Source organism: Enterobacter cloacae complex sp. BZL2005, assembly GCF_049238885.1.
Classification (GTDB): Bacteria; Pseudomonadota; Gammaproteobacteria; order Enterobacterales; family Enterobacteriaceae; genus Enterobacter; species Enterobacter roggenkampii.
In genome coordinates this window covers 455,941-480,371 of the sequence record NZ_JBMKGI010000001.1, presented here as the reverse complement: position 1 = coordinate 480,371, position 24,431 = coordinate 455,941, and the positions used below count along the sequence as shown (strand labels likewise).

Genomic DNA, 24,431 nt, shown 5'->3' with positions numbered 1-24,431 from the left:
GATGCTCCTTATCGCTGTAAAAACGCCTGCCAGTGTTTTACCACGTCGGCCAGCTGCTCGCGGTTGACGTCGAGATGCATGACCAGACGCATCACAGGTGAGGCGTTGATCAGCACGCCACGTGCTTTCATGAACTCGCCAAGCGCAGCGGCGTGGTCATCGCCCACGCGGACGAACAGCATGTTGGTGTCGTGGCGCATCACGTCGGCGCCAATTTCACGCAGCTGCGCCGCCATCCACGCGGCGTTGTCGTGATCGTCCTTCAGGCGTGCCACGTTGTTTTTCAGGGCATACAGCCCGGCAGCCGCCAGAATACCCGCCTGGCGCATGCCGCCGCCGGTCATTTTACGCCAGCGGTTGGCACGCTTGATGTAGTCCGCATTGCCCACCAGCAGGGAACCCACTGGGGTGCCCAGCCCTTTAGAGAGGCAGATGGTGAACGAGTCGCAATATTGCGTAATCTCTTTCAGCGCGCAGCCGTATTCCACCACGGCGTTGAAGATGCGCGCGCCATCCACGTGCAGACCGAGCCCGCGCTCGCGGGTAAACTCCCACGCCGCCTTCAGGTATTCGCGCGGCAGGACCTTGCCGTTGTGGGTGTTTTCAAGGCTGAGCAGCCGGGTGCGGGCAAAATGAATATCATCGGCTTTGATTTTCGCTGCGACTTTATCAAGGGGCAGGGTGCCGTCCGGCGCAGCGTCGATCGGCTGCGGCTGAATGCTGCCGAGCACCGCGGCACCGCCCGCTTCGTAGAGATAGTTATGCGCGCCCTGGCCGACGATATACTCTTCCCCGCGCTCGCAGTGGCTGAGCAGCGCCACCAGGTTGGCCTGCGTGCCGGTGGGCAGGAACAGGGCGGCCTCTTTTCCGCTCAGCTCTGCGGCATAGCGCTGCAGTTCGTTGACCGTCGGGTCATCGCCGTAGACGTCGTCCCCGACCGGGGCGGCCATCATCTCTTCGAGCATGGCGCGACTCGGGCGGGTAACGGTATCACTGCGTAAATCAATCATGGCATGTCCTTATATTTAAAAAGGCGATGCCAGATGTTTTACCTGAGCCAGTTGGTTTTTGCCAGTTCGATCACCTCGTCACCGCGCCCGCTGATGATCGCGCGCAGCATGTACAGGCTAAAGCCCTTGGCCTGCTCCAGCTTGATCTGCGGCGGGATCGCCAGCTCCTCTTTGGCGACGACCACGTCCACCAGCACCGGACCGTCGATGGAGAAGGCGCGCTGCAGGGCTTCATCCACCTCGGAGGCTTTCTCAACGCGGATGCCGGTGATGCCGCAGGCCTCGGCGATGCGGGCAAAGTTGGTATCGTGCAGCTCGGTGCCGTCCGTCAGATAGCCGCCGGCCTTCATCTCCATCGCCACGAAGCCCAGCACGCTGTTGTTGAAGACCACGATTTTCAGCGGAAGCTTCATCTGCACCACCGACAGGAAATCACCCATCAGCATGCTGAACCCGCCGTCGCCGCACATCGCTACCACCTGACGCTCCGGCGCTGTCGCTTTTGCGCCCAGCGCCTGAGGCATGGCGTTAGCCATCGAGCCGTGGTTGAACGAGCCGAGCAGTCGGCGTTTGCCGTTCATTTTCAGGTAGCGTGCCGCCCAGACGGTTGGCGTGCCTACGTCGCAGGTGAAAATGGCGTCTTCGTCTGCGAAATGGCTGATCTGCTGCGCCAGATACTGCGGGTGAATGGCTTTGTCGCTCGGTTTGGCCAGGTCGTCCAGACCCTTGCGGGCATCGCGATAGTCGCTTAGCGCTTTATCAAGGAATTTGCGGTCCGTTTTCTCTTCCAGCAGCGGCAGCAGGGCGGCAAGGGTGGATTTGATGTCGCCCACCAGCGCCATATCGACCTTGCTGTGCGCGCCGATGCTGGCCGGGTTGATATCAATCTGAATGATTTTGGCATCCGTCGGGTAAAACGCGCGGTACGGGAACTGGGTGCCGAGCAGGATCAGCGTGTCTGCGTTCATCATGGTGTGGAAGCCGGAAGAAAAACCGATCAGCCCGGTCATGCCTACATCGTAGGGGTTATCGTATTCGACGTGCTCTTTGCCGCGCAGGGCGTGGACAATCGGGGCTTTCAGCTTTCCGGCAAATTCCAGCAGCTCTTTATGCGCGCCCGCACAGCCGCTGCCGCACATCAGGGCGATATTGCTGGCGTAACGCAGCAGCTGCGCCAGCTTTTTCAGCTCCTCCTCGGCAGGCGTCACCACCGGCTGCGGGGCATGGTACCAGTGGGTGCTGGCTCCTTCCGGCGCGGCCTTGAGCGCCACGTCGCCCGGGATAACGACCACGGACACGCCGCGATTCAGCACGGCCTTGCGCATGGCGATCGCCAGAACCTGCGGGATCTGCTCCGGGGATGAAACCAGTTCGCAATAGTGGCTGCATTCACGGAACAGCTCCTGCGGATGCGTCTCCTGAAAATAGCCGCTGCCGATTTCGGACGAGGGGATATGGGCGGCAATCGCCAGCACCGGCACGTGATTGCGGTGGCAGTCGAAGAGGCCGTTGATCAGGTGCAGGTTACCCGGCCCGCAGGATCCGGCGCAGACGGCCAGCTCACCCGTAAGCTGCGCTTCAGCACCTGCGGCGAACGCGGCAACCTCTTCATGGCGGGTCGGCATCCATTCGATGGTCTTCATCTTGTTGAGGCTGTCGCTGAGTCCGTTCAGGGAATCGCCGGTGACGCCCCAGATACGTTTTACGCCAGCCTGTTCGAGCGTTTTCGCTATATATGCAGCCACGGTTTGTTTCATGGTTGTCCGTCTCCTTTTTGTGATAACGCTTACAAGCTTAGAAGAAAGTCTCCGTATTGCCCGTCAGATCCCCCCAATTAAAAGGTGCTTTTCACGCGCAACGCTTCAGCATAATCTGGTCATATCTCAGTGAAAACAGGAATCATTTCAAATGGTTAAATCATTGTTAATTGCTGTTAATGAAAAGCTATCGTGCGACGATCTTGGCAAACTCTTGTTACGACTTGCCGTCGGCGGGCTGATGCTCTTTCACGGTTTGCATAAGCTGTTTGGCGGGGTGGGCTTTATCAGCGGTATGCTGGTGGAGAAAGGGCTGCCGGGGTTTATCGCCTACGGCGTATTGATTGGCGAAGTGGTGGCGCCGATCCTGATTATTGTCGGGCTCTTTACGCGCCCGGCCGCGCTGGTGCTGGCGTTTACGATGATCGTGGCATGGCTGATGGTGGGATTGGATGAGACATTCGCGCTCGACAAGGTCGGCGCATGGGCGATTGAAAGCCTGGTGTACTTCTTTATCGGCTCGCTGGCGGTGGCGTTTTTAGGGGCAGGGCGGTTTGCGCTGGGGAAAGCACCTGCGTGGCGGTAGGGGGGTTGTAGGCCGGGTAAACGCAGTGCCACCCGGCAAAAAAGCCCGGTGGCGCTGACGCTTACCGGGCCTACGAACGAACGTTTATTGTTTATGCGAGGACCAGATCGCCCTGCGGATGGCACGAGCATGCCAGCACGTAACCCTCGGCAATCTCCGCGTCGGACAGCGTCATGGTGCTGGTGACGGTGTACTCCCCGGAAACCACCTTTGTTTTACAGCAGCCGCACACCCCGGCACGGCAGGCTGCCGCCACCGGTACGTTGTTGCTTTCCAGCGCCTCCAGCAGCGTCGTGCCCACGCGGCCAAAGAAGGTCTGCGCAGGCTGCAGTTTGGTGAACTGAATCCCGCTGGTTGCCGCTTCTGCCACCGGCGTGAAGAACTGCTCTTTGAAGAAACGGGTCACGCCGAGCGCTTTCACGTCTTCTTCCACGATAGCCATGTACGGCGCCGGGCCGCAGGTCATCACGGTGCGGTTCGCGATATCCGGCACGCTTTGCAGCAGCTCGCGGCTCAGGCGACCGGGCACAAAACCGTGCGTCGCGTTGTGCTCAGCCACCAGCGTCACCGGATAATCACGCCACTCCTCGGCAAAAATGACATCGTCCGGAGAGCGCACGCTGAAGATCGCCTGCACGTCGGCCTGCGGGCGGTTTTTTGCCAGCCAGCGGCGCATCGACATGATCGGCGTCACGCCACAGCCCGCCGCCAGCAGCAGGAATTTATCGTCCGCTTTGTCGTCGCAGGTGAATTCACCCTGCGCGTCGGAGAGCCAGATATAATCCCCGCGCTTCACGTCACGGGTCAGCCACTGCGAGCCCGCGCCGTCATCAATGCGGCGGACGGTGAGCGTGATGTATTCGCTGACGCCCGGCGTGGAGGAGAGGGTGTAGGCGCGCAGGGTGTCCGCAGAATGGCGAACGCTGACCAGCGCATACTGGCCTGCTCGGTACGGATAGTAGTCGTGGCACAGCAGCGACAGCGTCCACACATCCGGCGTCTCCTGATGGATGTGATGCACCTGCATCCGCCACGGGCAGTGTGAGGTTGGCATGGTCATGAATAGCTCCTTACGCGCTCAGCAGTTGCTTCATATCGTCTTCAACGTTGGTCACGGAACGCAGGCCGAATTTCTCGTTCAGCACGGCCAGCAGGTCCGGCGTCAGGAAGCCTGGCGCTGTCGGGCCGGTCACGATGTTGGTCACGCCCAGAGAGAGCAGGGTCAGCAGGATGACAATCGCTTTCTGCTCAAACCAGGAGAGCACCAGGGAGAGCGGCAGATCGTTGACGCCGCAGCCCAGTTTTTCCGCCAGCGTGACCGCCAGAATAATGGCCGAGTAAGCATCGTTACACTGGCCCGCATCGATCAGGCGCGGCAGGCCTTCGATGTTGCCGAAGTCCAGCTTGTTGAAACGGTATTTACCGCACGCCAGGGTCAGGATCAGGCAGTCTTCCGGCACGCGGGTGGCGAAATCGGTGAAGTAGTTACGCTCGCCGCGCGCGCCGTCGCAGCCGCCGACGAGGAAGATGTGGCGCAGCTTTTCGCGGCTGACGAGATCGATCAGCGAATCGGCGGCACCGAGCAGGGTTTCACGACCGAAGCCGACGGTGATCAGATGCGGGATCTCACTGTACGGGAAGCCTGCCATCTGCTGCGCTTGCGCTATCACCGGTCCGAAATCGTCACCTTCAAGATGGCTCACGCCCGGCCAGCCGACGATGCTGCGGGTCCAGATGCGGTCGTCATACGCGCCCACGGTCGGGTCGATGATGCAGTTAGAGGTCATCACGATAGGACCGGGGAAGCGGGCAAATTCCACCTGCTGGTTCTGCCAGCCGCTGCCGTAGTTACCGATCAGGTGCTTGAATTTACGCAGCTCCGGATAGCCGTGCGCTGGCAGCATTTCACCGTGGGTATAGACGTTAACGCCGGTGCCTTCGGTTTGCTTCAGCAGGTTGTAGAGATCTTTCAGGTCATGACCGGAGATCAGGATGCATTTGCCCTCGGTCGCTTTGACGTTGACCTGCGTCGGCGTCGGGTGGCCGTAGGTGCCGGTTTCACCCGCATCCAGAATGCTCATCACGCGGAAGTTCATCTGGCCGATTTCCATTGAGCATTCCAGCAGCGCGTTCATATCGGCAGGCCAGGTGCCCAGCCACGCCATGATTTTATGGTACTGGGCGTAGATGTCGTTATCGTACTGACCGAGCACGTGCGCGTGTTCCATATAGGCCGCAGCGCCTTTCAGGCCGTACAGGCACAGCAGGCGCAGGCCGAGAATGTTCTCGCCAATCGCCGCTTTGTCTTTGTTTGGGGTGAATTCGGCCGCCTGACGCTGCAGATCGCCGAGATCGTCGCTTACCAGCTGGAGGTCAGACATCGGGTTTTCCACGCGGGCGTTAGCATCCGCCTTCAGGCACTGCGCCTTCAGCGCTTCACGCAGGGCAATGGCTTCGCGGGCATAGCCGACAATGCGCGGAGAGTCGAAGTTAACGTTGGTCAGCGTGGAGAAGAAGGCGCGCGGGGCGAAGCTGTCGACGTAGTGGTCGATGATGCCGTATTCGCGGGCTTTGTACGCCCATGCGGAAAGGCCTTGCAGGGCGGCAATCAGCAGGTCCTGAAGGTCAGATGTTTCTGCGGTTTTGCCGCACATACCCTGTGCGTAAGAGCAGCCATTGCCTGCCGGGGTACGGATGGTTTGTTCACATTGCACACAAAACATAATCACACCTGTTAAAGTTATATTTGATATACATGTTTAAGATTATGCCTGTGCCAGAACGGAGAAAAGGGCTTTCTGCTACAAAATAGAGGGAGATTGATTTAGCGCAATTTTGGCGGCAGGCACCCTACCGCCAAAGAGGTATCAGGCCGAGAAGACGGCCATCAGAACCGGAACCAGCAGGCTTAAAATAAAGCCGTGAACGATGGCGGCGGGCACCATCTCCAGTCCACCAGAGCGTTGCAATACTGGCAGGGTAAAGTCCATCGACGTCGCGCCGCACAGGCCCAGCGCGGTAGAGCGGCTGCGGCGAACCAGCCCCGGGATCAGCATAATGGCGAGCAGCTCGCGCGCCAGATCGTTAAAGAAAGCGGCACTGCCGATGACCGGGCCAAAGGATTCGGTCAGCAGGATACCGGAGAGGGAATACCAGCCAAAGCCTGACGCCATCGCCAGACCGGTTTTCAGCGGCAGGTCGAGAATAAAAGCGTTAATCACGCCCGCCACCATGGAACTGGCGACCACAATGACCGCAACCATCATTCCCCGACGGTTTAAAACAATTTGCTTCAGCGTCATGCCATTATTTCGCAGCTGGATACCGATCAGGAACAGCAGGAAAATTAGCGTATATTCACTGGCCTCTGTCGCGTGCTGTAAAAATGCCCAGCCGGTCAGCCCAAGAAGAAAACCGAGCACCACGACGCCGCACAGTTTTAATGATTCCAGCGCCATCGCAATTCGGGAAGGCAGTTTTTCCTGATGATGATGGTTTTTCCACGGAATGGTGCGCTCAAGCCAGAATAATGCGGCGATATTACACAGCAAAATAACCACCACGGTGACCACAGAATAATGCAGGATGGAAAGCAGATTCGACGCCAGATTATCCAGGAAGGCCAGGCTGATCCCCATAAAGAAAAGAATGACGTAAACAATCCAGCTGAGAAAACGGTTGATAAGCCGTAATGCGGATTCTCTGTGCAGCGGGATGAGATAGCCCGCAATCAGGGGCAGCAGAATAATGAGGAGTCCTGAAAACATGAACAGCCGGTCCTTTTGAGTATCTGTTGAGCGCCAGAGACACTACCCAATAAAGACTGTTCAGTAAAGCGGCAATAAAAAAGCCGGGTGGCGGCTGCGCCTTACCCGGCCTACAAGTGCACACTCACGTAGGTCGGGTAAGCGTTAGCGCCACCCGACACCGCGCGCAATTAATCGCGTTTTTCCAGCAGGGTGCGGTACAGCACGCCACCCAGGATACCGCCGATAATCGGCATCACCCAGAACAGCCAGAGCTGCTCAAGCGCCCAGCCGCCCTGGAAGATGGCGACGGCGGTGCTGCGTGCCGGGTTAACGGAGGTGTTGGTAACCGGAATGGAGATCAGGTGGATAAGCGTCAGTGCCAGACCAATGGCAATCGGCGCGAAACCGGCTGGCGCGTGTTTGTCGGTTGCGCCGTGGATCACCAGCAGGAAACCTGCGGTCAGCACAATTTCAATCACGATGGCAGACAGCATGGAATAACCGCCCGGAGAATGCTCGCCGAAGCCGTTAGAGGCGAAGCCGCTGGCCGCCGCGTCGAAGCCAGCTTTACCGCTGGCAATGACGTACAGAACGCCCGCTGCGATAATACCGCCCACCACCTGAGCGACAATATAACCAATTACCTCTTTCGCCGGAAAACGACCGCCGGCCCATAAACCTAATGTCACTGCCGGGTTAAAATGACCGCCGGAAATATGCCCCACGGCAAATGCCATGGTTAATACGGTTAAACCAAATGCCAGCGCGACGCCGACAAAACCGATACCTAATTCCGGGAATGCTGCTGCCAGAACGGCGCTACCGCAGCCACCAAATACCAGCCAGAATGTACCAAAGCATTCTGCTGCCAATTTTCTAAACATAACCACCTCAAATAATTTTCCGCACGCTTTCCCGCGCGCGGGATATATCGCCATAAAGGGATGACGACTCAAAGAGTCCGTATTTTAGAAACCAATAACACCCCTTCGCCACTTAAATAAATTCGATTAATTTGATTTAAGGCAATGTGATGTCAATCCTTGTTCAAATCAGCGGTAAATAGAGCATAGACCAATTCTCGTCAGGGTGAATGTTGTGCTGTCGTGACAGGGCGCCTCCCGCTATACTGCTGATAACTTAAAGGAAAAAGTGAACATTGCGCGGGGGATTTATGCTTCTCGAACGTGTGGAAATTGTCGGGTTTCGCGGTATTAACCGCCTGTCGCTGCAGCTGGAACAGAACAACGTCCTGATCGGCGAGAACGCCTGGGGTAAGTCCAGCCTGCTGGATGCGCTGACGTTACTGCTTTCGCCCGAAGACGATCTTTATCACTTCGTTCGCGACGATTTCTGGTTCCCCCCCGGCGACGTGACGGGGCGCGAGAAGCACCTGCATATCATCCTGACGTTCCGCGAATCCGAACCCGGGCGCCATCGGGTGCGTCGCTTCCGCCCGCTGTCACCCTGCTGGGTACCGTGCGATGACGGTTTCCACCGGATATTCTACCGGCTGGAAGGGGAGATGGCGGAAAACGAGGGCGTGCTGACCCTGCGTGATTTTCTTGATGAGAAGGCCAGCCCGATCCCGCTGGACAATATCGACGATCTGGCCCGCCATCTGATCCGCCTGACGCCGGTGCTGCGACTGCGCGACGCGCGTTTTATGCGGCGCATTCGTAACGGTACTGTACCGAATATGCCGGAAGTGGAAGTCACCGCCCGCGAGCTGGATTTTCTGGCGAGAGAGCTGGTGTCGCGTCCGCAGAATCTGACCGACGGTCAAATTCGTCAGGGGTTGTCCGCAATGGTACAGCTGCTGGAGCACTATTTTTCCGAGCAGGGAACGTCGGAGTCGCGCCATCGCCTGATGCGCCGCCGCTCTCATGACGAACAGCGCAGCTGGCGCTACCTCGATATCATTAACCGGATGATCGACCGGCCCGGCGGTCGTACCCATCGGGTGATTTTGCTGGGTCTGTTTTCAACGCTTCTGCAGGCCAAAGGCACCGTTCGTCTTGACCGGGACGCCAGGCCGCTGCTGCTGGTGGAAGACCCGGAAACGCGCCTTCATCCCATCATGCTCTCCGTGGCATGGCATCTGCTGAACCTGCTGCCGCTCCAGCGCGTTACGACCACCAATTCCGGTGAATTATTATCGCTGACGCCGGTCGAGCACGTCTGTCGTCTGGTGCGTGAATCTTCCCGCGTCTCCGCCTACCGGTTAGGTCCGGGTGGATTGAACGCGGAAGACGGGCGGCGCATCGCGTTTCATATTCGCTTTAACCGCGCGTCGTCGCTCTTTGCCCGCTGCTGGCTGCTGGTGGAAGGAGAGACGGAAACCTGGGTCATCAACGAACTGGCGCGCCAGTGCGGCCACCATTTTGATGCGGAAGGCATCAAGGTGATTGAATTTGCCCAGTCGGGACTCAAGCCGCTGATAAAATTTGCCCGCCGGATGGGGATCGAGTGGCACGTTCTGGTCGACGGTGATGAGGCGGGCAAAAAATATGCCTCGACCGTGCGTAGCCTGCTGAATAACGAGCGCGAGGAAGAGCGCGACCATTTAACCATGCTGCCCGCCATGGACATGGAACACTTTATGTATCGTCAGGGGTTCGACGACGTATTCCACCGAATTGCCATGGTGCCGGTCGATGTCCCGATGAACATGCGGCGCGTGATCGCCAAAGCTATTCATCGTTCTTCAAAACCGGATTTAGCCATTGAAGTGGCGACGGAAGCGGGGAGACGGGGCGTGGAGGCGGTGCCGACCCTGCTGCGGAAGATGTTTTCCCGCGTGCTGTGGCTGGCACGCGGGAGAGCGGATTAACGTTGAGTCGCCTGGTTCACCTGCTGAATCAGGCTGTCCAGCAGCGCGTAGCGGCGGCGATATTCGGAGCGTTTTTTGCTCGCAATCTCTTCCATCGGTTTACGCGGCATGACGAGGGGCAGCATGAAGTTGCCGCTATCCTGCTTTTCGCCGCCGATGGAGATCCAGAAACTGTCGTAATCGGCCAACAGTTTCCCCTCTTTTTTCTTGCGGTAGCGCCAGCTGCGATAAATATGGGTGTCGTTACTGACGGCGACAATCTGTTCTACCGGGAAGGCGGTGCCGAGAGTCATGGCAGCTTCGACCAGCAGACGTTTTGGGAACAGACCATGGCAGGCCTTCGTCGCACCCTGGATCAGCTCATGGGGAACGTGGGCTTTTGCGCCCTGCAGGCCGCCGATAAACAGCGTCGATTTTCCCTCAAACTGGCACAGGGTGAAGGTCATCTCGGCCAGCACCGTATTCTGATGGTCGCAGAAGGCGAGGGTGGCTTCCCCTTCTTTATCCAGAAACGCATCGGCGCACAGGCGGACGGTAAATGGCTCTTCATCTTTACCGGTTAAGGTGAGCAGCGTGAAGCCCTTTTTCGACAGATAGCCCGAGAGCAGCGATGCCGGCATATGGCGGCTCATCGTTTGATAGTGCCAGTTAAGGGACTCAAGGGCCTGCTGGCGATCCATATTCACCGTCAGCCAGGGGCGATGCAGACGGCACGGCAGTCCTGGCTGCACCTGCAGCATTTGCATCAGGCTCGGCTGTTTTGCAAGGCTCGTCAACAGGCGAGCGGTACTTACAGGCGTCGCCAGCGAACGTAGCATGAATTTACGTCGATAGGCTGGGTTTTGCCACGCCAGCCCTGGCGTGAGCTTACCGGAAGCCAGATGACTGAAGAGCTGCCAACCCGATGCAGGCTGTGGCAGGTTTGAAAAAGGTGTATCGACGATGGAAGACATGTTAGATCCTGCTTCTTGATGAAGATTTCTATTTCAGCAGACGAACGTTCAACGTCTCGTAAACAAATTGTGACGATTTCGGAGAACAGGGGTTTCGTTGAGGAGTCGTTTAGATAGAATCAGCATTTATCATTGCCAGAACATTTATTTGGAATATTTATGAACCTCAAGGGAAAACGCAGAACGCTGTTTCTGCTGCTGGCGGTCGTGGTGTTAGCCGGTGGGTACTGGCTATGGCAGGTGCTGAATGCGCCGGTGCCGCAGTATCAGACGCTGATTGTTCGTCCGGGCGAACTGCAACAAAACGTCCTCGCGACGGGCAAACTTGATGCCCTGCGCAAGGTTGACGTTGGCGCACAGGTCAGCGGTCAGCTGAAAACGCTGTCGGTTGAGATTGGCGATAAGGTAAAAAAAGGCCAGCTGCTCGGCGTGATCGATCCTGAACAGGCCGAGAACCAGATCCGCGAGGTGGAAGCCACGCTGATGGAGCTGCGCGCGCAGCGCGCGCAGGCGCAGGCAGAGCGTAACCTGGCCCAGGTGACGCTGACCCGTCAGCAGGCGCTGGCCAAAACCCAGGCGATCTCGCAGCAGGATTTAGATACGGCCACCACGGAACTGGCGGTGAAGCAGGCGCAGATTGGCACGATTGACGCGCAAATCAAACGCAACCAGGCCTCGCTGGATACGGCGAAAACCAACCTCGACTACACCAAAATCGTTGCGCCGATGGCCGGGGAAGTGACGCAAATTACCACGCTGCAGGGGCAGACGGTGATTGCCGCGCAGCAGGCGCCCAACATTCTGACGCTGGCGGACATGAGCACCATGCTGGTCAAAGCCCAGGTCTCGGAGGCGGACGTTATCCATCTCAGGCCGGGGCAGAATGCCTGGTTTACGGTGCTGGGCGATCCGCAGACGCGCTACGAAGGCGTGCTGAAAGACATTCTCCCGACGCCGGAAAAGGTTAACGACGCCATCTTCTACTATGCCCGTTTTGAAGTGCCGAACCCGCAGGGCGTGCTGCGTCTCGACATGACCGCGCAGGTGCATATCCAGCTGACTGGCGTGAAGAACGTGCTGACCATTCCCCTCTCCGCGCTGGGTGAGTCCGCCGGTGATAGCCGCTATAAAGTGAAAGTGCTGCGCAACGGCGAAACGCGCGAGCGCGAAGTGGTGATTGGCGCGCGCAACGACACCGACGTGGTGGTGGTGAAAGGACTGGAAGAGGGTGAGGAGGTTGTCATCAGCGAAAGCCTGCCCGGAGCCGCGAAATGACGGCATTGCTTGAGCTGAAAGACATTCGCCGCAGCTATCCGTCGGGCGATGGCCCGGTGGAGGTGCTAAAAGGCATCTCCCTTCGGGTGGAGGCGGGCGAGATGGTGGCGATTGTCGGGGCATCGGGCTCCGGTAAATCGACGCTGATGAACATTCTCGGCTGCCTGGATAAACCAACCAGCGGCACGTACCGCGTGGCCGGGACGGACGTCTCAACGCTGGACGGCGACGCGCTGGCGAAGCTGCGTCGGGAGCACTTCGGCTTTATCTTCCAGCGTTACCATCTGCTTTCTCACCTCAATGCCGCTCAGAACGTAGAAGTTCCGGCGGTCTATGCGGGCGTCGAGCGGAAAAAACGCCTCGAGCGCGCGCAGATGCTGCTGACGCGCCTGGGGCTGGCGGAGCGGGTGGAGTATCAGCCCTCGCAGCTGTCCGGCGGCCAGCAGCAGCGCGTGAGTATTGCCCGTGCCCTGATGAACGGTGGGCAGGTGATCCTCGCGGATGAGCCAACCGGGGCGCTCGACAGCCATTCCGGCGAAGAGGTGATGGCGATCCTCCACCAGCTTCGCGATCAGGGGCATACGGTCATTATCGTGACCCACGATCCGCAGGTGGCGGCGCAGGCGGAGCGAATCATTGAGATCCACGACGGCGAGCTGGTCAGCAACCCGCCGCCGCGTGAGTCCAGGGCTGCGGCGCCGAAAGAAGTGCTTCCGGCATCAACCGGATGGGGGCAATTTTCCAGCGGCTTTCGTGAAGCATTGACCATGGCCTGGCTGGCGATGGCGGCCAATAAAATGCGTACCCTGCTGACCATGCTCGGCATTATCATCGGTATCGCCTCGGTGGTGTCGATTGTGGTGGTGGGCGACGCGGCCAAGCAGCTGGTGCTGGCCGATATCCGCGCAATCGGGACCAACACCATTGACGTCTATCCCGGCAAAGACTTTGGTGACGACGAGCCGCAGTATCAGCAGGCGCTGAAATACGACGATCTGGCGGCCATTCAGAAGCAGCCGTGGGTCAACTCCGCCACGCCTGCGGTTTCGCAGAACCTGCGCCTGCGCGTGGGCAATGTTGACGTGGCGGCCAGCGCGAACGGCGTCAGCGGGGATTATTTCAACGTCTACGGTATGACCTTCAGCGAAGGCGCCACCTTTAACGCCGAACAGCTGGCGGGCAGGGCGCAGGTAGTGGTGCTGGACGCAAACTCGCGCAGGCAGCTCTTCCCCAATAAAGCCAACGTGGTGGGCGAAGTGATCCTGGTCGGCAACATGCCTGCCACGGTCATCGGCGTGGCGGAAGAGAAGCAGTCGATGTTTGGCAGCAGCAAGATCCTGCGCGTCTGGCTGCCGTACACCACCATCTCCGGGCGGATTATGGGCCAGTCCTGGCTCAACTCCATCACCGTGCGCGTGAAGGAGGGCTACGACAGCGCCATGGCCGAGCAGCAGCTTGAGCGGCTGCTCACCCTGCGCCACGGGAAGAAAGATTTCTTCACCTGGAATATGGACGGCCTCTTGAAAACGGCAGAAAAGACCACACGTACTCTTCAGCTGTTCCTCACGCTGGTGGCGGTGATTTCGCTGGTCGTCGGCGGTATCGGGGTGATGAACATCATGCTGGTGTCGGTAACCGAGCGTACCCGGGAGATTGGCATCCGCATGGCGGTCGGGGCCAGAGCCAGCGACGTGCTGCAGCAGTTTTTGATTGAAGCCGTGCTGGTGTGTCTGGTCGGCGGTGCGATGGGGATTGCGCTCTCGATGATGATCGCCTTCGCGCTCCAGCTCTTTTTACCCGGCTGGGAGATTGGCTTCTCGCCGGTGGCCATTATTACCGCATTCTTGTGTTCAACCTTTACCGGCATTTTGTTTGGCTGGTTGCCCGCCCGCAACGCGGCGCGGCTGGATCCGGTGGATGCGCTGGCTCGGGAATAACCCGAAAATAAAAATGCCAGCCGATCGGGCTGGCATTTTGACTGCGGGATGTACACAATAAAACAGAGAGCTATGCAACCGTCTCTGCTTCAATGGGGACGATAAGGCTTGCATGATTGCCTTTTGGTCCCTGGTGGACATCGAACCGGACGGACTGCCCGGCTTTGAGCGTTCTGTAACCATCCATCTGAATGGTGGAATAGTGAGCGAAGATATCCTCGCCGCCGCCTTCGGGGCAGATGAAGCCAAACCCTTTGGCGTTGTTGAACCACTTAACAGTACCCATTTCCATGCTTCGACATCCTTCGTAAATCTTATAAGTTAAGATGGAATGAACCGGTGGTGGAGTGGGGGCTGTTCAAAACCTCGCCATCTCACGCTTGTACAATTTAGAGAAACGAAAGACGTCGTCAAGCGTTTGGCGCTGGAGATGGGACAATAATCAACCAAAGTTTGAAGCAGTTAACGCTATTGCAACAGTTTGTGACAGACATCGCGGATGACAGTAATAGATGATTGTTATCTAACATCTGAGGTAGATTCAAAGTGGTTATGCAAAATGGGTAAGACCAACGACTGGCTGGATTTTGACCAGCTGGCGGAAGACAAAGTGCGTGACGCGCTAAAACCGCCATCTATGTATAAAGTTATGTTAATGAACGATGATTACACGCCGATGGAATTTGTTATTGACGTGCTACAAAAGTTCTTTTCTTATGATGTAGAACGTGCAACGCAACTGATGCTTACCGTTCATTATCGTGGCAAAGCTATCTGCGGCATCTTCACAGCCGAAGTGGCGGAAACCAAAGTGGCGATGGTGAACGACTATGCGAGGGAGAACGAGCATCCGTTGCTGTGTACGCTGGAAAAGGCCTGATAAGGCATAAAATTGGGGGAGGTGCCTATGCTCAATCAAGAACTGGAACTCAGTTTAAACATGGCTTTCGCCAGAGCGCGTGAGCACCGACATGAGTTTATGACCGTCGAGCATTTACTGCTCGCACTGCTTAGCAACCCATCTGCCCGCGAAGCGCTGGAAGCCTGCTCCGTGGATCTGGTGGCGCTACGTCAGGAACTCGAAGCCTTCATCGAACAAACCACACCGGTGCTGCCTGCCAGTGAAGAAGAGCGCGACACGCAGCCGACGCTCAGCTTCCAGCGCGTGCTGCAGCGCGCGGTATTCCACGTCCAGTCTTCCGGACGTAGTGAAGTGACTGGCGCAAACGTCTTAGTCGCCATCTTCAGCGAGCAGGAGTCACAGGCTGCCTATCTGCTGCGCAAACACGAAGTCAGCCGCCTCGACGTGGTTAACTTTATCTCTCACGGAACGCGCAAAGACGAGCCTAACCAGGCATCGGATTCCAGCAATCAGGTCAATAACAATGAAGAGCAAGCAGGCGGGGAGGATCGTATGGAAAACTTCACCACCAACCTTAACCAGCTTGCTCGCGTTGGCGGTATCGACCCGCTGATTGGCCGCGATAAAGAGCTGGAGCGCGCGATCCAGGTGCTGTGCCGTCGCCGCAAGAACAACCCGCTGCTGGTGGGGGAATCTGGCGTGGGTAAAACCGCGATTGCCGAAGGCCTTGCCTGGCGCATTGTGCAGGGCGACGTACCGGAAGTGATTGCCGACTGCACCATCTACTCGCTGGACATCGGCTCGCTGCTGGCGGGCACCAAATACCGTGGTGATTTTGAAAAACGCTTCAAGGCGCTGTTAAAACAGCTGGAGCAGGACACCAACAGCATCCTGTTTATCGATGAAATCCACACCATCATCGGCGCAGGGGCGGCCTCCGGTGGCCAGGTGGATGCGGCTAACCTGATCAAACCGCTGCTCTCCAGCGGCAAGATCCGCGTGATTGGCTCCACCACCTACCAGGAGTTCAGCAACATCTTTGAGAAAGATCGCGCGCTGGCGCGCCGCTTCCAGAAGATCGACGTGACCGAACCGTCCGTCGAGGAAACGGTGCAGATCATCAACGGCCTGAAGCCGAAGTATGAAGCGCACCACGACGTGCGTTACACCGCGAAAGCGGTGCGTGCGGCGGTGGAGCTGGCGGTGAAATACATCAACGACCGTCATCTGCCGGATAAGGCGATTGACGTGATTGATGAGGCCGGGGCGCGTGCGCGCCTGATGCCGGCCAGCAAGCGTAAGAAAACCGTTAACGTGGCGGATATTGAGTCCGTGGTGGCCCGCATCGCGCGTATCCCTGAGAAGAGCGTTTCTCAGAGCGACCGCGACACGCTGCGCACCCTCGGCAACCGCCTGAAAATGCTGGTCTTTGGTCAGGATAAAGCCATTGAGGCCTTAACCGAAGCGATCAAGATGGCCCGCGCAGGACTGGGGCATGAGCACAAGCCTGTCGGTTCCTTCCTGTTTGCCGGCCCGACCGGCGTGGGGAAAACCGAGGTAACGGTTCAGCTCTCTAAAGCACTGGGCATTGAGCTGCTGCGCTTTGATATGTCCGAGTATATGGAGCGTCACACCGTCAGCCGTTTGATTGGTGCGCCTCCGGGCTACGTGGGCTTTGACCAGGGCGGGCTGCTCACCGACGCGGTGATCAAGCATCCGCACGCGGTACTGCTGCTCGATGAAATCGAGAAAGCGCACCCGGACGTGTTCAACATCCTGCTGCAGGTGATGGACAACGGGACGCTGACCGACAACAACGGGCGCAAAGCGGACTTCCGTAATGTGGTGCTGGTGATGACCACCAACGCCGGGGTGCGTGAAACCGAGCGTAAATCCATCGGCCTGATCCACCAGGATAACAGCACCGATGCGATGGAGGAGATCAAGAAGATCTTCACGCCGGAGTTCCGTAACCGTCTGGACAACATTATCTGGTTCGATCACCTCTCTACCGAGGTGATCCATCAGGTCGTGGACAAGTTCATCGTCGAGTTGCAGGTTCAGCTGGATCAGAAAGGCGTGTCGCTGGAAGTAAGCCAGGAGGCCCGCAACTGGCTGGCCGAGAAAGGCTACGACCGTGCGATGGGGGCCCGTCCGATGGCGCGCGTGATTCAGGACAATCTGAAGAAACCGCTCGCGAACGAGCTGCTGTTTGGCTCGCTGGTGGACGGCGGCCAGGTGACCGTGGCGCTGGATCAGGCGAAGAACGAACTGACGTACGATTTCCAGAGTGCAGCGAAGCACAAGCCGGAAGCGGCTCACTGATTTCTTACGTAGGTCTTAAAAACCGGGCAATAGCCCGGTTTTTTTATGCCTGCCTTTCGCCCTCTCCCTGTGGAAAAGGACTGGGATGAGGCCACCAGGTTGCCAAAAAATACATCCCCCGGCATAGCCAAATTAAAGCCACAAATAAAAAAGGCCGGGTTTAACCCGACCTTTTAAATATTCATCTGCCATTACAGGCGAAAACAATTAGCGACTACGGAAGACAATGCGGCCTTTGCTCAGGTCGTACGGGGTCAGTTCAACAGTCACTTTGTCGCCCGTCAAAATGCGGATGTAGTTTTTGCGCATTTTACCGGAGATGTGCGCAGTTACCACGTGACCGTTTTCCAGCTCTACGCGAAACATGGTATTAGGCAACGTATCAAGTACGGTACCCTGCATTTCAATATTGTCTTCTTTGGCCATCTAATCCTCTGGGGTATCACTACCAAGTTTTGAACCGGCAAGATAATGCCGAAATTCATCAATTAAGTAAAGAATTGCGCGTTTGAAACGCAGCAAAACAGTTTCGGCGCATTGCCCAAGCGTCACGGTACAACCGAACGGAAAGCGCATTCGTAAAGGGGATACAACAGGATAAACGTCAGGACGTTATCTGAAGCGAAGGTCCCAAACGGCGGCGGGGCAACAGGCAGAAGCTACTCTGCGGCGTAATTATAACACCCTCACAAAAAATATGCGGAAAACATTTAGGCATTGGGCATAAAGAGCGTTCTCGGTATCCAGAAGTCGCGCGGGAGCTTTTCCTGACGGCTGGCATCCAGATGCTCGATGTACTGGCGTCGCGGTATCTCAACGGCGCCGAGGGAAGCCGTGTGCTCATTGAGCACCTGACAATCGATCAGGCGTCCGCCGCGCTGGGCAAACGCCTGGCAGAAGACCAGCAGCGCCGTTTTCGAGGCGTTAACCGCGCGGGAGAACATCGACTCACCACAAAACAGCGTCCCCTGCGCCACGCCATACATGCCGCCGACCAGTGCTCCGCCGTCCCACACCTCAATGGAGTGCGCGTAGCCAAGCTCGTGAAGCTGGTGATAGGCGGTAATGATATCGCGGGTTATCCATGTTCCCTCAAACCGGTCTTCGGCACAGCCTTCAATGACCTGACCAAAGGCGTGGTTCAGGGTGACGCGGTACGGTGATTTTGCATGGAAACGCTTCATGCTGCGGCTCAGGTGAAACTGCTCTGGCCACAGCACGGCACGCGGATCGGGAGACCACCATAAAATCGGGTCGCCGGGAGAAAACCAGGGGAAGATGCCGCGCTGGTACGCCATCAACAGCCGCGCAGGGCTGAGGTCACCACCAAGGGCCAGCAGCCCATTGGGCTCACGCAGCGCCCCTTCAGGAGAAGGGAACGCGATGTTATGACGAGAAAGCTGGACCAGGCGCATGACAGCAAAACTCCAGTACGCGAGTGAGGACGCTACAAATATAGTCTACAGACGCTGTTTAAACTGGAAGTAGCGACCCTGTTTCGCCAACAGCTCTGCGTGACTACCTTGCTCAATAATGTGTCCGTTGTCCATCACAATTATCCGATCAAAACTCGCCAGTCCGCGCAGGCGGTGCGTGACCATCAGGACGGTTTTACCGGTCATGACATTGGCCAGCAAATCAAGGATTTGGCTCTCGGTCGTGGCATCCAGCCCTTCGGTGGGTTCGTCAAGCAGCATCAGCGGCGCATCGTGCAGCAGCGCGCGCGCAATCGCCAGACGGCGCAGCTCTCCGCCGGAAAGCTGACGACCGCCTTCACCGAGCCAGCTGTTCAGTCCATCGCCCTCAAGCAGCTTATGCAGACCGACCTGTTCCAGCACGGCGCGAAGCGCATCATCAGAGGCCTCTGGCGCAGCCAGCAGCAGGTTATCGCGCAGGGTGGCGCTAAACAGATGCACCCGCTGCGGAACGACGCTGACGGTTTTGCGCAGGGCCTGCTCGCTGAAATCGGTCAGCAACGTATTATTAAAACGAATCTGACCGCGCTGCGGGTCCCAGGCGCGGGTCAACAGCTGCAGCAGCGTCGATTTACCGCAGCCGGTACGGCCGAGGATCGCAATCCGCTGGCCGGCATTCACAGAAAGGGTGATACCGTCCAGCGCGTTCTGCGCCTGTTTGTCATAGCTGAAGGTAACATCTTCAAGCGTCAGCGCAACCTGCTCAGGGACAGCGGTCTGCCCGGCACTGAACGTGACTTCAGGCTCCTGCTCGGCAATCTGGGTGATGCGCAGGGCAGAGGCGATGACCTGCCCCAGATGCTGGAAGGCGCCCGTCACCGGAGCCAGCGCTTCAAACGCGGCCAGCGCACAGAAAACGAAAAGGGCAATAAGCGGACCCGGCTGTGTGTTTCCCCCAATATCGCCGGAAGCCAGCCACAGCATGGCAATCACCGCCACGCCGCCGATCAGCATCATCAGCGCCTGAGAGAAGGCCGTCAGCTCCGACTGACGGCGCTGGGCCTCATGCCAGTTCAGCTCCGTACTTTCCATCCGCGCGCGGTAGCGCTTGCTGGCACCAAAAATGGTCAGCTCTGCCTGCCCCTGAAGCCAGGCGGTCAGCTGCTGGCGGTAGTCCCCGCGCAGGCGCGTCAGGTTTTCCCCGGTGGATTTCCCGGCGCGGTAAAACAGCGGCGGCAGAACGATAAGCGTCAGCAGCATGATCCCGCCCAGCGTCAGCGCAACGGGAACATCCAGAACAGACAGCCCCAGCGTGACCACCACAATCACCACAAACGCGCCCACGATAGGGGAAATCACGCGCAGGTAAAGGTGATCCAGCGTGTCAACGTCCGCCACCACGCGGTTAAGCAACTCGCCCTGACGAAAACGCGCCAGCCCGGCAGGGGAGAGGGGCAGCAGTTTGCTGAAGGTATAGATACGCAGGTGCTGCAGCACGCGGAAAGTGGCGTCGTGGCTGACCAGCCGTTCGAAATAGCGCCCGGCAGTACGGGTGATGGCGGTACCGCGAACCCCGGCGGCCGGAAGCATATAGTTGAAGCTGTATAAACCGGCGAACCCCGCAACGGCCGAGGCCGACAGGAACCAGCCGGAAAGCGTGAGCAGGCCGATGCTGGCGAGCAGCGTGACAATCGCCAGCACAATCCCCAGCGTCAGCATCCATTTGTGGCGTTTATAGAGCGCAAGATAAGGCAGCAGAGCGCGCATCAGATATCCTCCTGACGGTTCGCCAGCAGGGTCGCAAATGGCCCCTGGGCGGCAACGAGAGAGGCGTAGTCGCCTTGCTCAACAATACGGCCGTTTTCCATGACCCAGATCTGGTCCCAGTCGGCAATCCCTTCCAGCTGGTGGGTGACCATCAGGGTGGTTTGCTGCAGGGAGGCGGCGTTAAGCGCTTCCATTACGCGCTGCTCGCTGTGTGCGTCAAGGCTGGCTGCGGGCTCGTCCAGCAGCATAAGCTGGCATGGGTTAAGCAGCGCGCGGGCAACGGCCACACGCTGCGCCTGCCCGACCGACAGCCCGGCGGACTGGTCGCCGACTACGGTATCCACCCCTTGCGGCAGCAGCGGCAGAAATTCGCTGACCCAGGCGCGGTCGAGAACCGATTGCAGCTCATCTTCACGCGCGTCCGGGCGCGCCAGAAGCACGTTTTCGCGCAGCGTCGCGGCGGGAAGCTGCGGGTTTTGGCCTACCCAGCTGAGCTGTTTACGCCAGGCGTCAGGATCGAGGTTGCGCAGTTCGGTTTTGTTGATCCGCAGTGAACCCGTGTAGGCCATAAAACCGGACAACGCGTTCAGCAGAGAACTTTTCCCGGAACCGCTGATGCCGACAAGCACCACGCGTTGTCCGGCAGGTAAGGTAAAGTTCAGCGGACCGGCGAGCACTTTGCCTTCGGGCGACAGAATGGAAAAGTCCTGCGCTTCAATGGTCACGGAGTCTTTAGCATTCAGCGTTACATCACCGCGCTCCGGGTGGGCCAGCGGCGTTTCCAGGAACGTTTTCAGGCTATCGGCGGCGCCAACCGCCTGGGCTTTGGCGTGATAGAAGGTCCCCAGATCGCGAAGCGGCTGGAAAAACTCCGGCGCCAGGATCAGCGCCAGGAACCCGGCGGAAAGGGTCACCGCCGTGCCGTAATGGCCGAAATCCAGCGCGCCGAGGTAGGAGAAGCCGAAGTAGACCGCCACGAGGGCAATCGACAGCGAGGTGAAGAATTCCAGTACGCCGGAGGACAGGAAGGCAAGGCGTAACACTTCCATGGTGCGCTGACGGAAGTCCTGCGACGCCAGGCGAATATTTTCGGTTTCCGCTTCACCGCGGCCAAAAATGCGTAACGTCTCCATGCCGCGAAGGCGATCGAGGAAATGACCGCTCAGTCGACCCAGAGCCAGGAAGTTTCTGCGGTTGGCATCCGCTGCCCCCATCCCGACCAGCGCCATAAAAAGCGGGATCAGCGGGGCGGTGCCCAGCAGAATCAGCGCTGCCATCCAGTTCACCGGGAAGATGGCGATCACGATCAGCAGCGGAACGAAGACGGCAAGGGCCATCTGCGGCAGATAGCGCGCGTAGTAGTCATGCATATCGTCAATCTGCTCAAGGATCAGCGTCGCCCAGCTACCGGCCGGTTTACCCTGGATCCACGCGGGCCCGGCTTCCTGAAGCCTGTCGAGCACCTGACGGCGGATCTCGTAGCGGATGTGCTGTCCGGCGTGAAAACCGACGCGCTCACGCAGCCACACCACCCAGGCGCGCAGGATAAAAATCAGGATCAGGACAATAAAGGGCAGCAGGAGCGCTTCGCGAGGAATGTTCTCCATGATCATGTGATTAAGAATGCGGGCCAGCAGCCATGCCTGGGCAACAATCAACAGACCGCTGATGAAACCCAAAATACGGGAAATCGTAAGCCAGCGGCGGGAAAGAACGCTTTGCTGTTTCAGCCAGCGTGTTAACTCTTGTTGACGGGTTTTTTCCATTGCGTACTTTGCAGGTGACGTTATTAGAAGTTGGGCAGCGCAATGTTACAACGGGGAGACAATAAAGGCGACTTATCGCCGCCTTTATTTACGTTTGTTACTGACTTGTAAAGATTATTTACCTTGTTCAGCCAGTCCATCGAGGTAGCGTTCAGCGTCCAGCGCGGCCATACAGCCGGTGCCCGCAGAGGTGATCGCCTGACGGTAAATGTGGTCCATTACGTCGCCGGCCGCGAATACGCCCGGGATGCTGGTTTGAGTCGCATTACCGTGAATGCCGGACTGCACTTTGATGTAGCCGTTTTCCAGCTCCAGCTGGCCTTCGAAGATCGCGGTGTTCGGGCTGTGGCCGATAGCCACGAACAGACCCGCCACTTCCAGCGTTTCGACGTTATCGGTGTTCTGGGTATCACGGATACGCAGACCGGCAACGCCCATCTGGTCGCCCGTCACCTCTTCCAGGGTGCGGTTGGTGTGCAGCACGATGTTGCCGCTTGCCACCTTATCCATCAGACGTTTGATCAGGATCTTCTCCGCGCGGAAGGTCTCGCGGCGGTGGATCAGGTGCACTTCAGAGGCAATGTTCGCCAGATACAGCGCCTCTTCCACGGCAGTGTTGCCGCCGCCGATGACCGCGACCTTCTGATTGCGATAGAAGAAACCGTCGCAGGTGGCGCAGGCAGAAACCCCGCGGCCTTTAAACGCTTCTTCGGATGGCAGACCGAGATAACGGGCAGAGGCGCCGGTAGCGATGATCAGCGCGTCACAGGTGTATTCGCCGCTGTCACCCGTCAGGCGGAACGGACGGTTCTGCAGGTCGACCTTGTTGATGTGATCGAACAGAATTTCGGTTTCGAATTTAGCGGCATGCTCGTGCATGCGCTCCATCAGCAGCGGCCCGGTCAGGTCGTTCGGGTCCCCTGGCCAGTTTTCCACTTCGGTGGTGGTGGTCAGCTGACCGCCTTTTTCCATACCGGTGATGAGTACCGGGTGCAGGTTAGCGCGTGCAGCATAGACCGCCGCGGTATATCCCGCAGGTCCAGAACCAAGGATTAGCAGCTTACTGTGTTTGGCCGTGCCCATGAGATCCCCATTGTTGTTGGCAGACATTTGGCTGGATTGTAGGGAATTTGTTGCCGTAAAAAAAGAGCGCAGCAATTTTGATATCAATCTGTGTAATAGCCGTGGACGATGAATCGCGCGCGATAACATCACGCTTTCTTAAGAAAACCGGTCGTTTATAAGGCAATAAAATGAGGATTAATACCCTGTCGTAATGAATATCCGGCATGTTGTACTAAAAAACGATGTTTTGCTTTGACAATCCCCTGCGCTTTTGCGAAAACATTCAAGGAAGAAAAAAAACCGCGTTAACCGTATGCCGCATAGGCATGCACGTAAATGCCATTTTTACCGGGTCAGTGAAATCTACGCATGGCGTGGACAGACGCCATACGTGATGTCGGTGACAGCCTTCGGGCAACGGTCTTCTTACCAACAGAACCCGAATCCGCATCGCGTCTAATACAAAACCAGGCGATGTGATGACTAACGGGTACAGGCTCTGAACAGTGATGTGCACAGGGTCCAGGCAGGAGTAGGGAAGGAATACAGAGAGACAATAATAATGGTAGATAGCAAGAAGCGCCCTGGCAAAGATCTCGACCGTATCGATCGTAACATTCTGAATGAATTGCAAAAGGATGGGCGTATTTCCAACGTCGAGCTTTCAAAACGTGTGGGACTTTCCCCGACGCCGTGCCTTGAGCGTGTGCGCCGACTGGAAAGACAGGGTTTTATTCAGGGCTATACGGCTCTGCTGAACCCGCATTATCTGGATGCCTCACTTCTGGTATTTGTTGAGATTACTCTGAATCGTGGTGCGCCGGATGTGTTTGAGCAATTTAACGCCGCTGTACAAAAACTTGAAGAAATTCAAGAGTGTCATCTGGTGTCCGGTGATTTCGACTACCTGTTGAAAACCCGTGTGCCAGATATGTCCGCCTACCGTAAGCTGCTGGGGGAAACCCTGTTGCGTCTGCCGGGCGTGAACGACACCCGTACTTATGTGGTAATGGAAGAGGTCAAACAGAGCAATCGTCTGGTTATTAAGACGCGCTAACACGGAACAGGTGCAAAATCAGCGTAGTTTGATTACACTCCTGTTAATCCATACAGCAACAGTGCCGGGGAGTC

Annotated in this window: 20 protein-coding genes; 7 read left to right on the top strand and 13 right to left on the bottom strand. The window is 57.7% G+C overall.

From position 1 onward, the window contains the following. Positions 1-8 precede the first annotated feature (8 nt). Both ltaE and poxB read right to left on the bottom strand, forming a co-directional pair. On the bottom strand, positions 9-1,010 hold the full coding sequence (gene ltaE / locus ACOTXI_RS02490; protein ID WP_058654668.1) for a low-specificity L-threonine aldolase: 1,002 nt from the start codon (positions 1,008-1,010) through the stop codon (positions 9-11). A 38-nt stretch (positions 1,011-1,048) separates the two neighbouring features. Then, positions 1,049-2,767: a ubiquinone-dependent pyruvate dehydrogenase gene (poxB, locus tag ACOTXI_RS02485; RefSeq protein WP_025912921.1), complete on the bottom strand. Its 1,719-nt coding sequence runs from the start codon at positions 2,765-2,767 to the stop codon at positions 1,049-1,051. Positions 2,768-2,918: 151 nt separating this feature from the next. Between poxB and ACOTXI_RS02480 the strand changes: the two genes are divergently transcribed. After that, on the top strand, positions 2,919-3,353 hold the full coding sequence (locus ACOTXI_RS02480; RefSeq protein ID WP_008500002.1) for a DoxX family protein: 435 nt from the start codon (positions 2,919-2,921) through the stop codon (positions 3,351-3,353). Between the two features lie 91 nt (positions 3,354-3,444). Here the strand turns inward: ACOTXI_RS02480 and hcr are convergent, their stop codons facing one another. From hcr to aqpZ, 4 genes are all read right to left on the bottom strand, one after another. Continuing rightward, positions 3,445-4,413 carry an NADH oxidoreductase gene (gene hcr / locus ACOTXI_RS02475; RefSeq protein ID WP_058654667.1) on the bottom strand — a complete coding sequence of 323 codons (969 nt, stop codon included), beginning with the start codon at positions 4,411-4,413 and terminating at the stop codon, positions 3,445-3,447. Between the two features lie 10 nt (positions 4,414-4,423). Continuing rightward, positions 4,424-6,076: a hydroxylamine reductase gene (gene hcp / locus ACOTXI_RS02470; protein ID WP_058654666.1), complete on the bottom strand. Its 1,653-nt coding sequence runs from the start codon at positions 6,074-6,076 to the stop codon at positions 4,424-4,426. A gap of 144 nt (positions 6,077-6,220) precedes the next feature. Then, entirely contained in the window at positions 6,221-7,120 is a 900-nt protein-coding gene (locus ACOTXI_RS02465; protein WP_023292898.1) for a lysine exporter LysO family protein, read from the bottom strand. 170 nt (positions 7,121-7,290) lie between these two features. After that, positions 7,291-7,986: an aquaporin Z gene (gene aqpZ, locus ACOTXI_RS02460; protein ID WP_008499998.1), complete on the bottom strand. Its 696-nt coding sequence runs from the start codon at positions 7,984-7,986 to the stop codon at positions 7,291-7,293. Between the two features lie 290 nt (positions 7,987-8,276). Between aqpZ and ACOTXI_RS02455 the strand changes: the two genes are divergently transcribed. Continuing rightward, entirely contained in the window at positions 8,277-9,935 is a 1,659-nt protein-coding gene (locus tag ACOTXI_RS02455; RefSeq protein ID WP_008499997.1) for an ATP-dependent endonuclease, read from the top strand. On the opposite strand, the gene ACOTXI_RS02450 is transcribed toward ACOTXI_RS02455, so the two are convergent. Further along, on the bottom strand, positions 9,932-10,888 hold the full coding sequence (locus ACOTXI_RS02450) for a VirK/YbjX family protein (protein ID WP_008499996.1): 957 nt from the start codon (positions 10,886-10,888) through the stop codon (positions 9,932-9,934). The genes ACOTXI_RS02455 and ACOTXI_RS02450 overlap by 4 nt on opposite strands. 159 nt (positions 10,889-11,047) lie before the next feature. Between ACOTXI_RS02450 and macA the strand changes: the two genes are divergently transcribed. Both macA and macB read left to right on the top strand, forming a co-directional pair. Beyond that, positions 11,048-12,163, top strand: coding sequence for a macrolide transporter subunit MacA (gene macA, locus ACOTXI_RS02445; protein WP_008499995.1), 1,116 nt, complete (start codon positions 11,048-11,050; stop codon positions 12,161-12,163). Further along, the gene (gene macB / locus ACOTXI_RS02440; protein WP_008499994.1) at positions 12,160-14,100 is read left to right on the top strand and encodes a macrolide ABC transporter ATP-binding protein/permease MacB; all 1,941 of its coding nucleotides are present in this window, start codon (positions 12,160-12,162) and stop codon (positions 14,098-14,100) included. Before macA ends, macB begins: the two co-directional genes overlap by 4 nt. Before the next feature lie 70 nt (positions 14,101-14,170). Here macB and cspD read toward each other — a convergent pair whose 3' ends face one another. Next, complete coding sequence (gene cspD, locus ACOTXI_RS02435) at positions 14,171-14,392, bottom strand: cold shock-like protein CspD (protein ID WP_008499993.1); 222 nt, start codon at positions 14,390-14,392, stop codon at positions 14,171-14,173. A gap of 267 nt (positions 14,393-14,659) precedes the next feature. Here cspD and clpS point away from each other — a divergent pair, with 267 nt between their 5' ends. Together clpS and clpA are read left to right on the top strand one after the other, a co-directional pair. Then, on the top strand, positions 14,660-14,980 hold the full coding sequence (gene clpS, locus ACOTXI_RS02430; RefSeq protein WP_006174393.1) for an ATP-dependent Clp protease adapter ClpS: 321 nt from the start codon (positions 14,660-14,662) through the stop codon (positions 14,978-14,980). 27 nt (positions 14,981-15,007) lie between these two features. Then, a complete protein-coding gene (gene clpA / locus ACOTXI_RS02425; RefSeq protein ID WP_014831269.1) occupies positions 15,008-17,287 on the top strand; it encodes an ATP-dependent Clp protease ATP-binding subunit ClpA in 2,280 nt (759 codons plus the stop codon). A 207-nt stretch (positions 17,288-17,494) separates the two neighbouring features. On the opposite strand, the gene infA is transcribed toward clpA, so the two are convergent. The 5 genes from infA to trxB form a co-directional block, all read right to left on the bottom strand. After that, positions 17,495-17,713, bottom strand: a complete 219-nt coding sequence (gene infA, locus ACOTXI_RS02420; protein ID WP_002211347.1) for a translation initiation factor IF-1 — start codon at positions 17,711-17,713, stop codon at positions 17,495-17,497. Positions 17,714-17,997: 284 nt separating this feature from the next. Beyond that, positions 17,998-18,702, bottom strand: coding sequence for a leucyl/phenylalanyl-tRNA--protein transferase (gene aat, locus ACOTXI_RS02415; RefSeq protein ID WP_008499991.1), 705 nt, complete (start codon positions 18,700-18,702; stop codon positions 17,998-18,000). Positions 18,703-18,747: 45 nt separating this feature from the next. After that, positions 18,748-20,469 carry a heme ABC transporter ATP-binding protein/permease CydC gene (gene cydC, locus ACOTXI_RS02410; RefSeq protein ID WP_021240888.1) on the bottom strand — a complete coding sequence of 574 codons (1,722 nt, stop codon included), beginning with the start codon at positions 20,467-20,469 and terminating at the stop codon, positions 18,748-18,750. Further along, entirely contained in the window at positions 20,469-22,235 is a 1,767-nt protein-coding gene (cydD, locus tag ACOTXI_RS02405; RefSeq protein WP_039266070.1) for a heme ABC transporter permease/ATP-binding protein CydD, read from the bottom strand. The genes cydC and cydD overlap by 1 nt, the downstream gene beginning before the upstream one ends. Before the next feature lie 114 nt (positions 22,236-22,349). Then, positions 22,350-23,318 carry a thioredoxin-disulfide reductase gene (trxB, locus tag ACOTXI_RS02400; protein WP_021240886.1) on the bottom strand — a complete coding sequence of 323 codons (969 nt, stop codon included), beginning with the start codon at positions 23,316-23,318 and terminating at the stop codon, positions 22,350-22,352. Between the two features lie 544 nt (positions 23,319-23,862). On the opposite strand from trxB, the gene lrp reads away from it, so the two are divergent. Beyond that, entirely contained in the window at positions 23,863-24,357 is a 495-nt protein-coding gene (lrp, locus tag ACOTXI_RS02395; protein ID WP_000228469.1) for a leucine-responsive transcriptional regulator Lrp, read from the top strand. Positions 24,358-24,431: the final 74 nt, after the last annotated feature.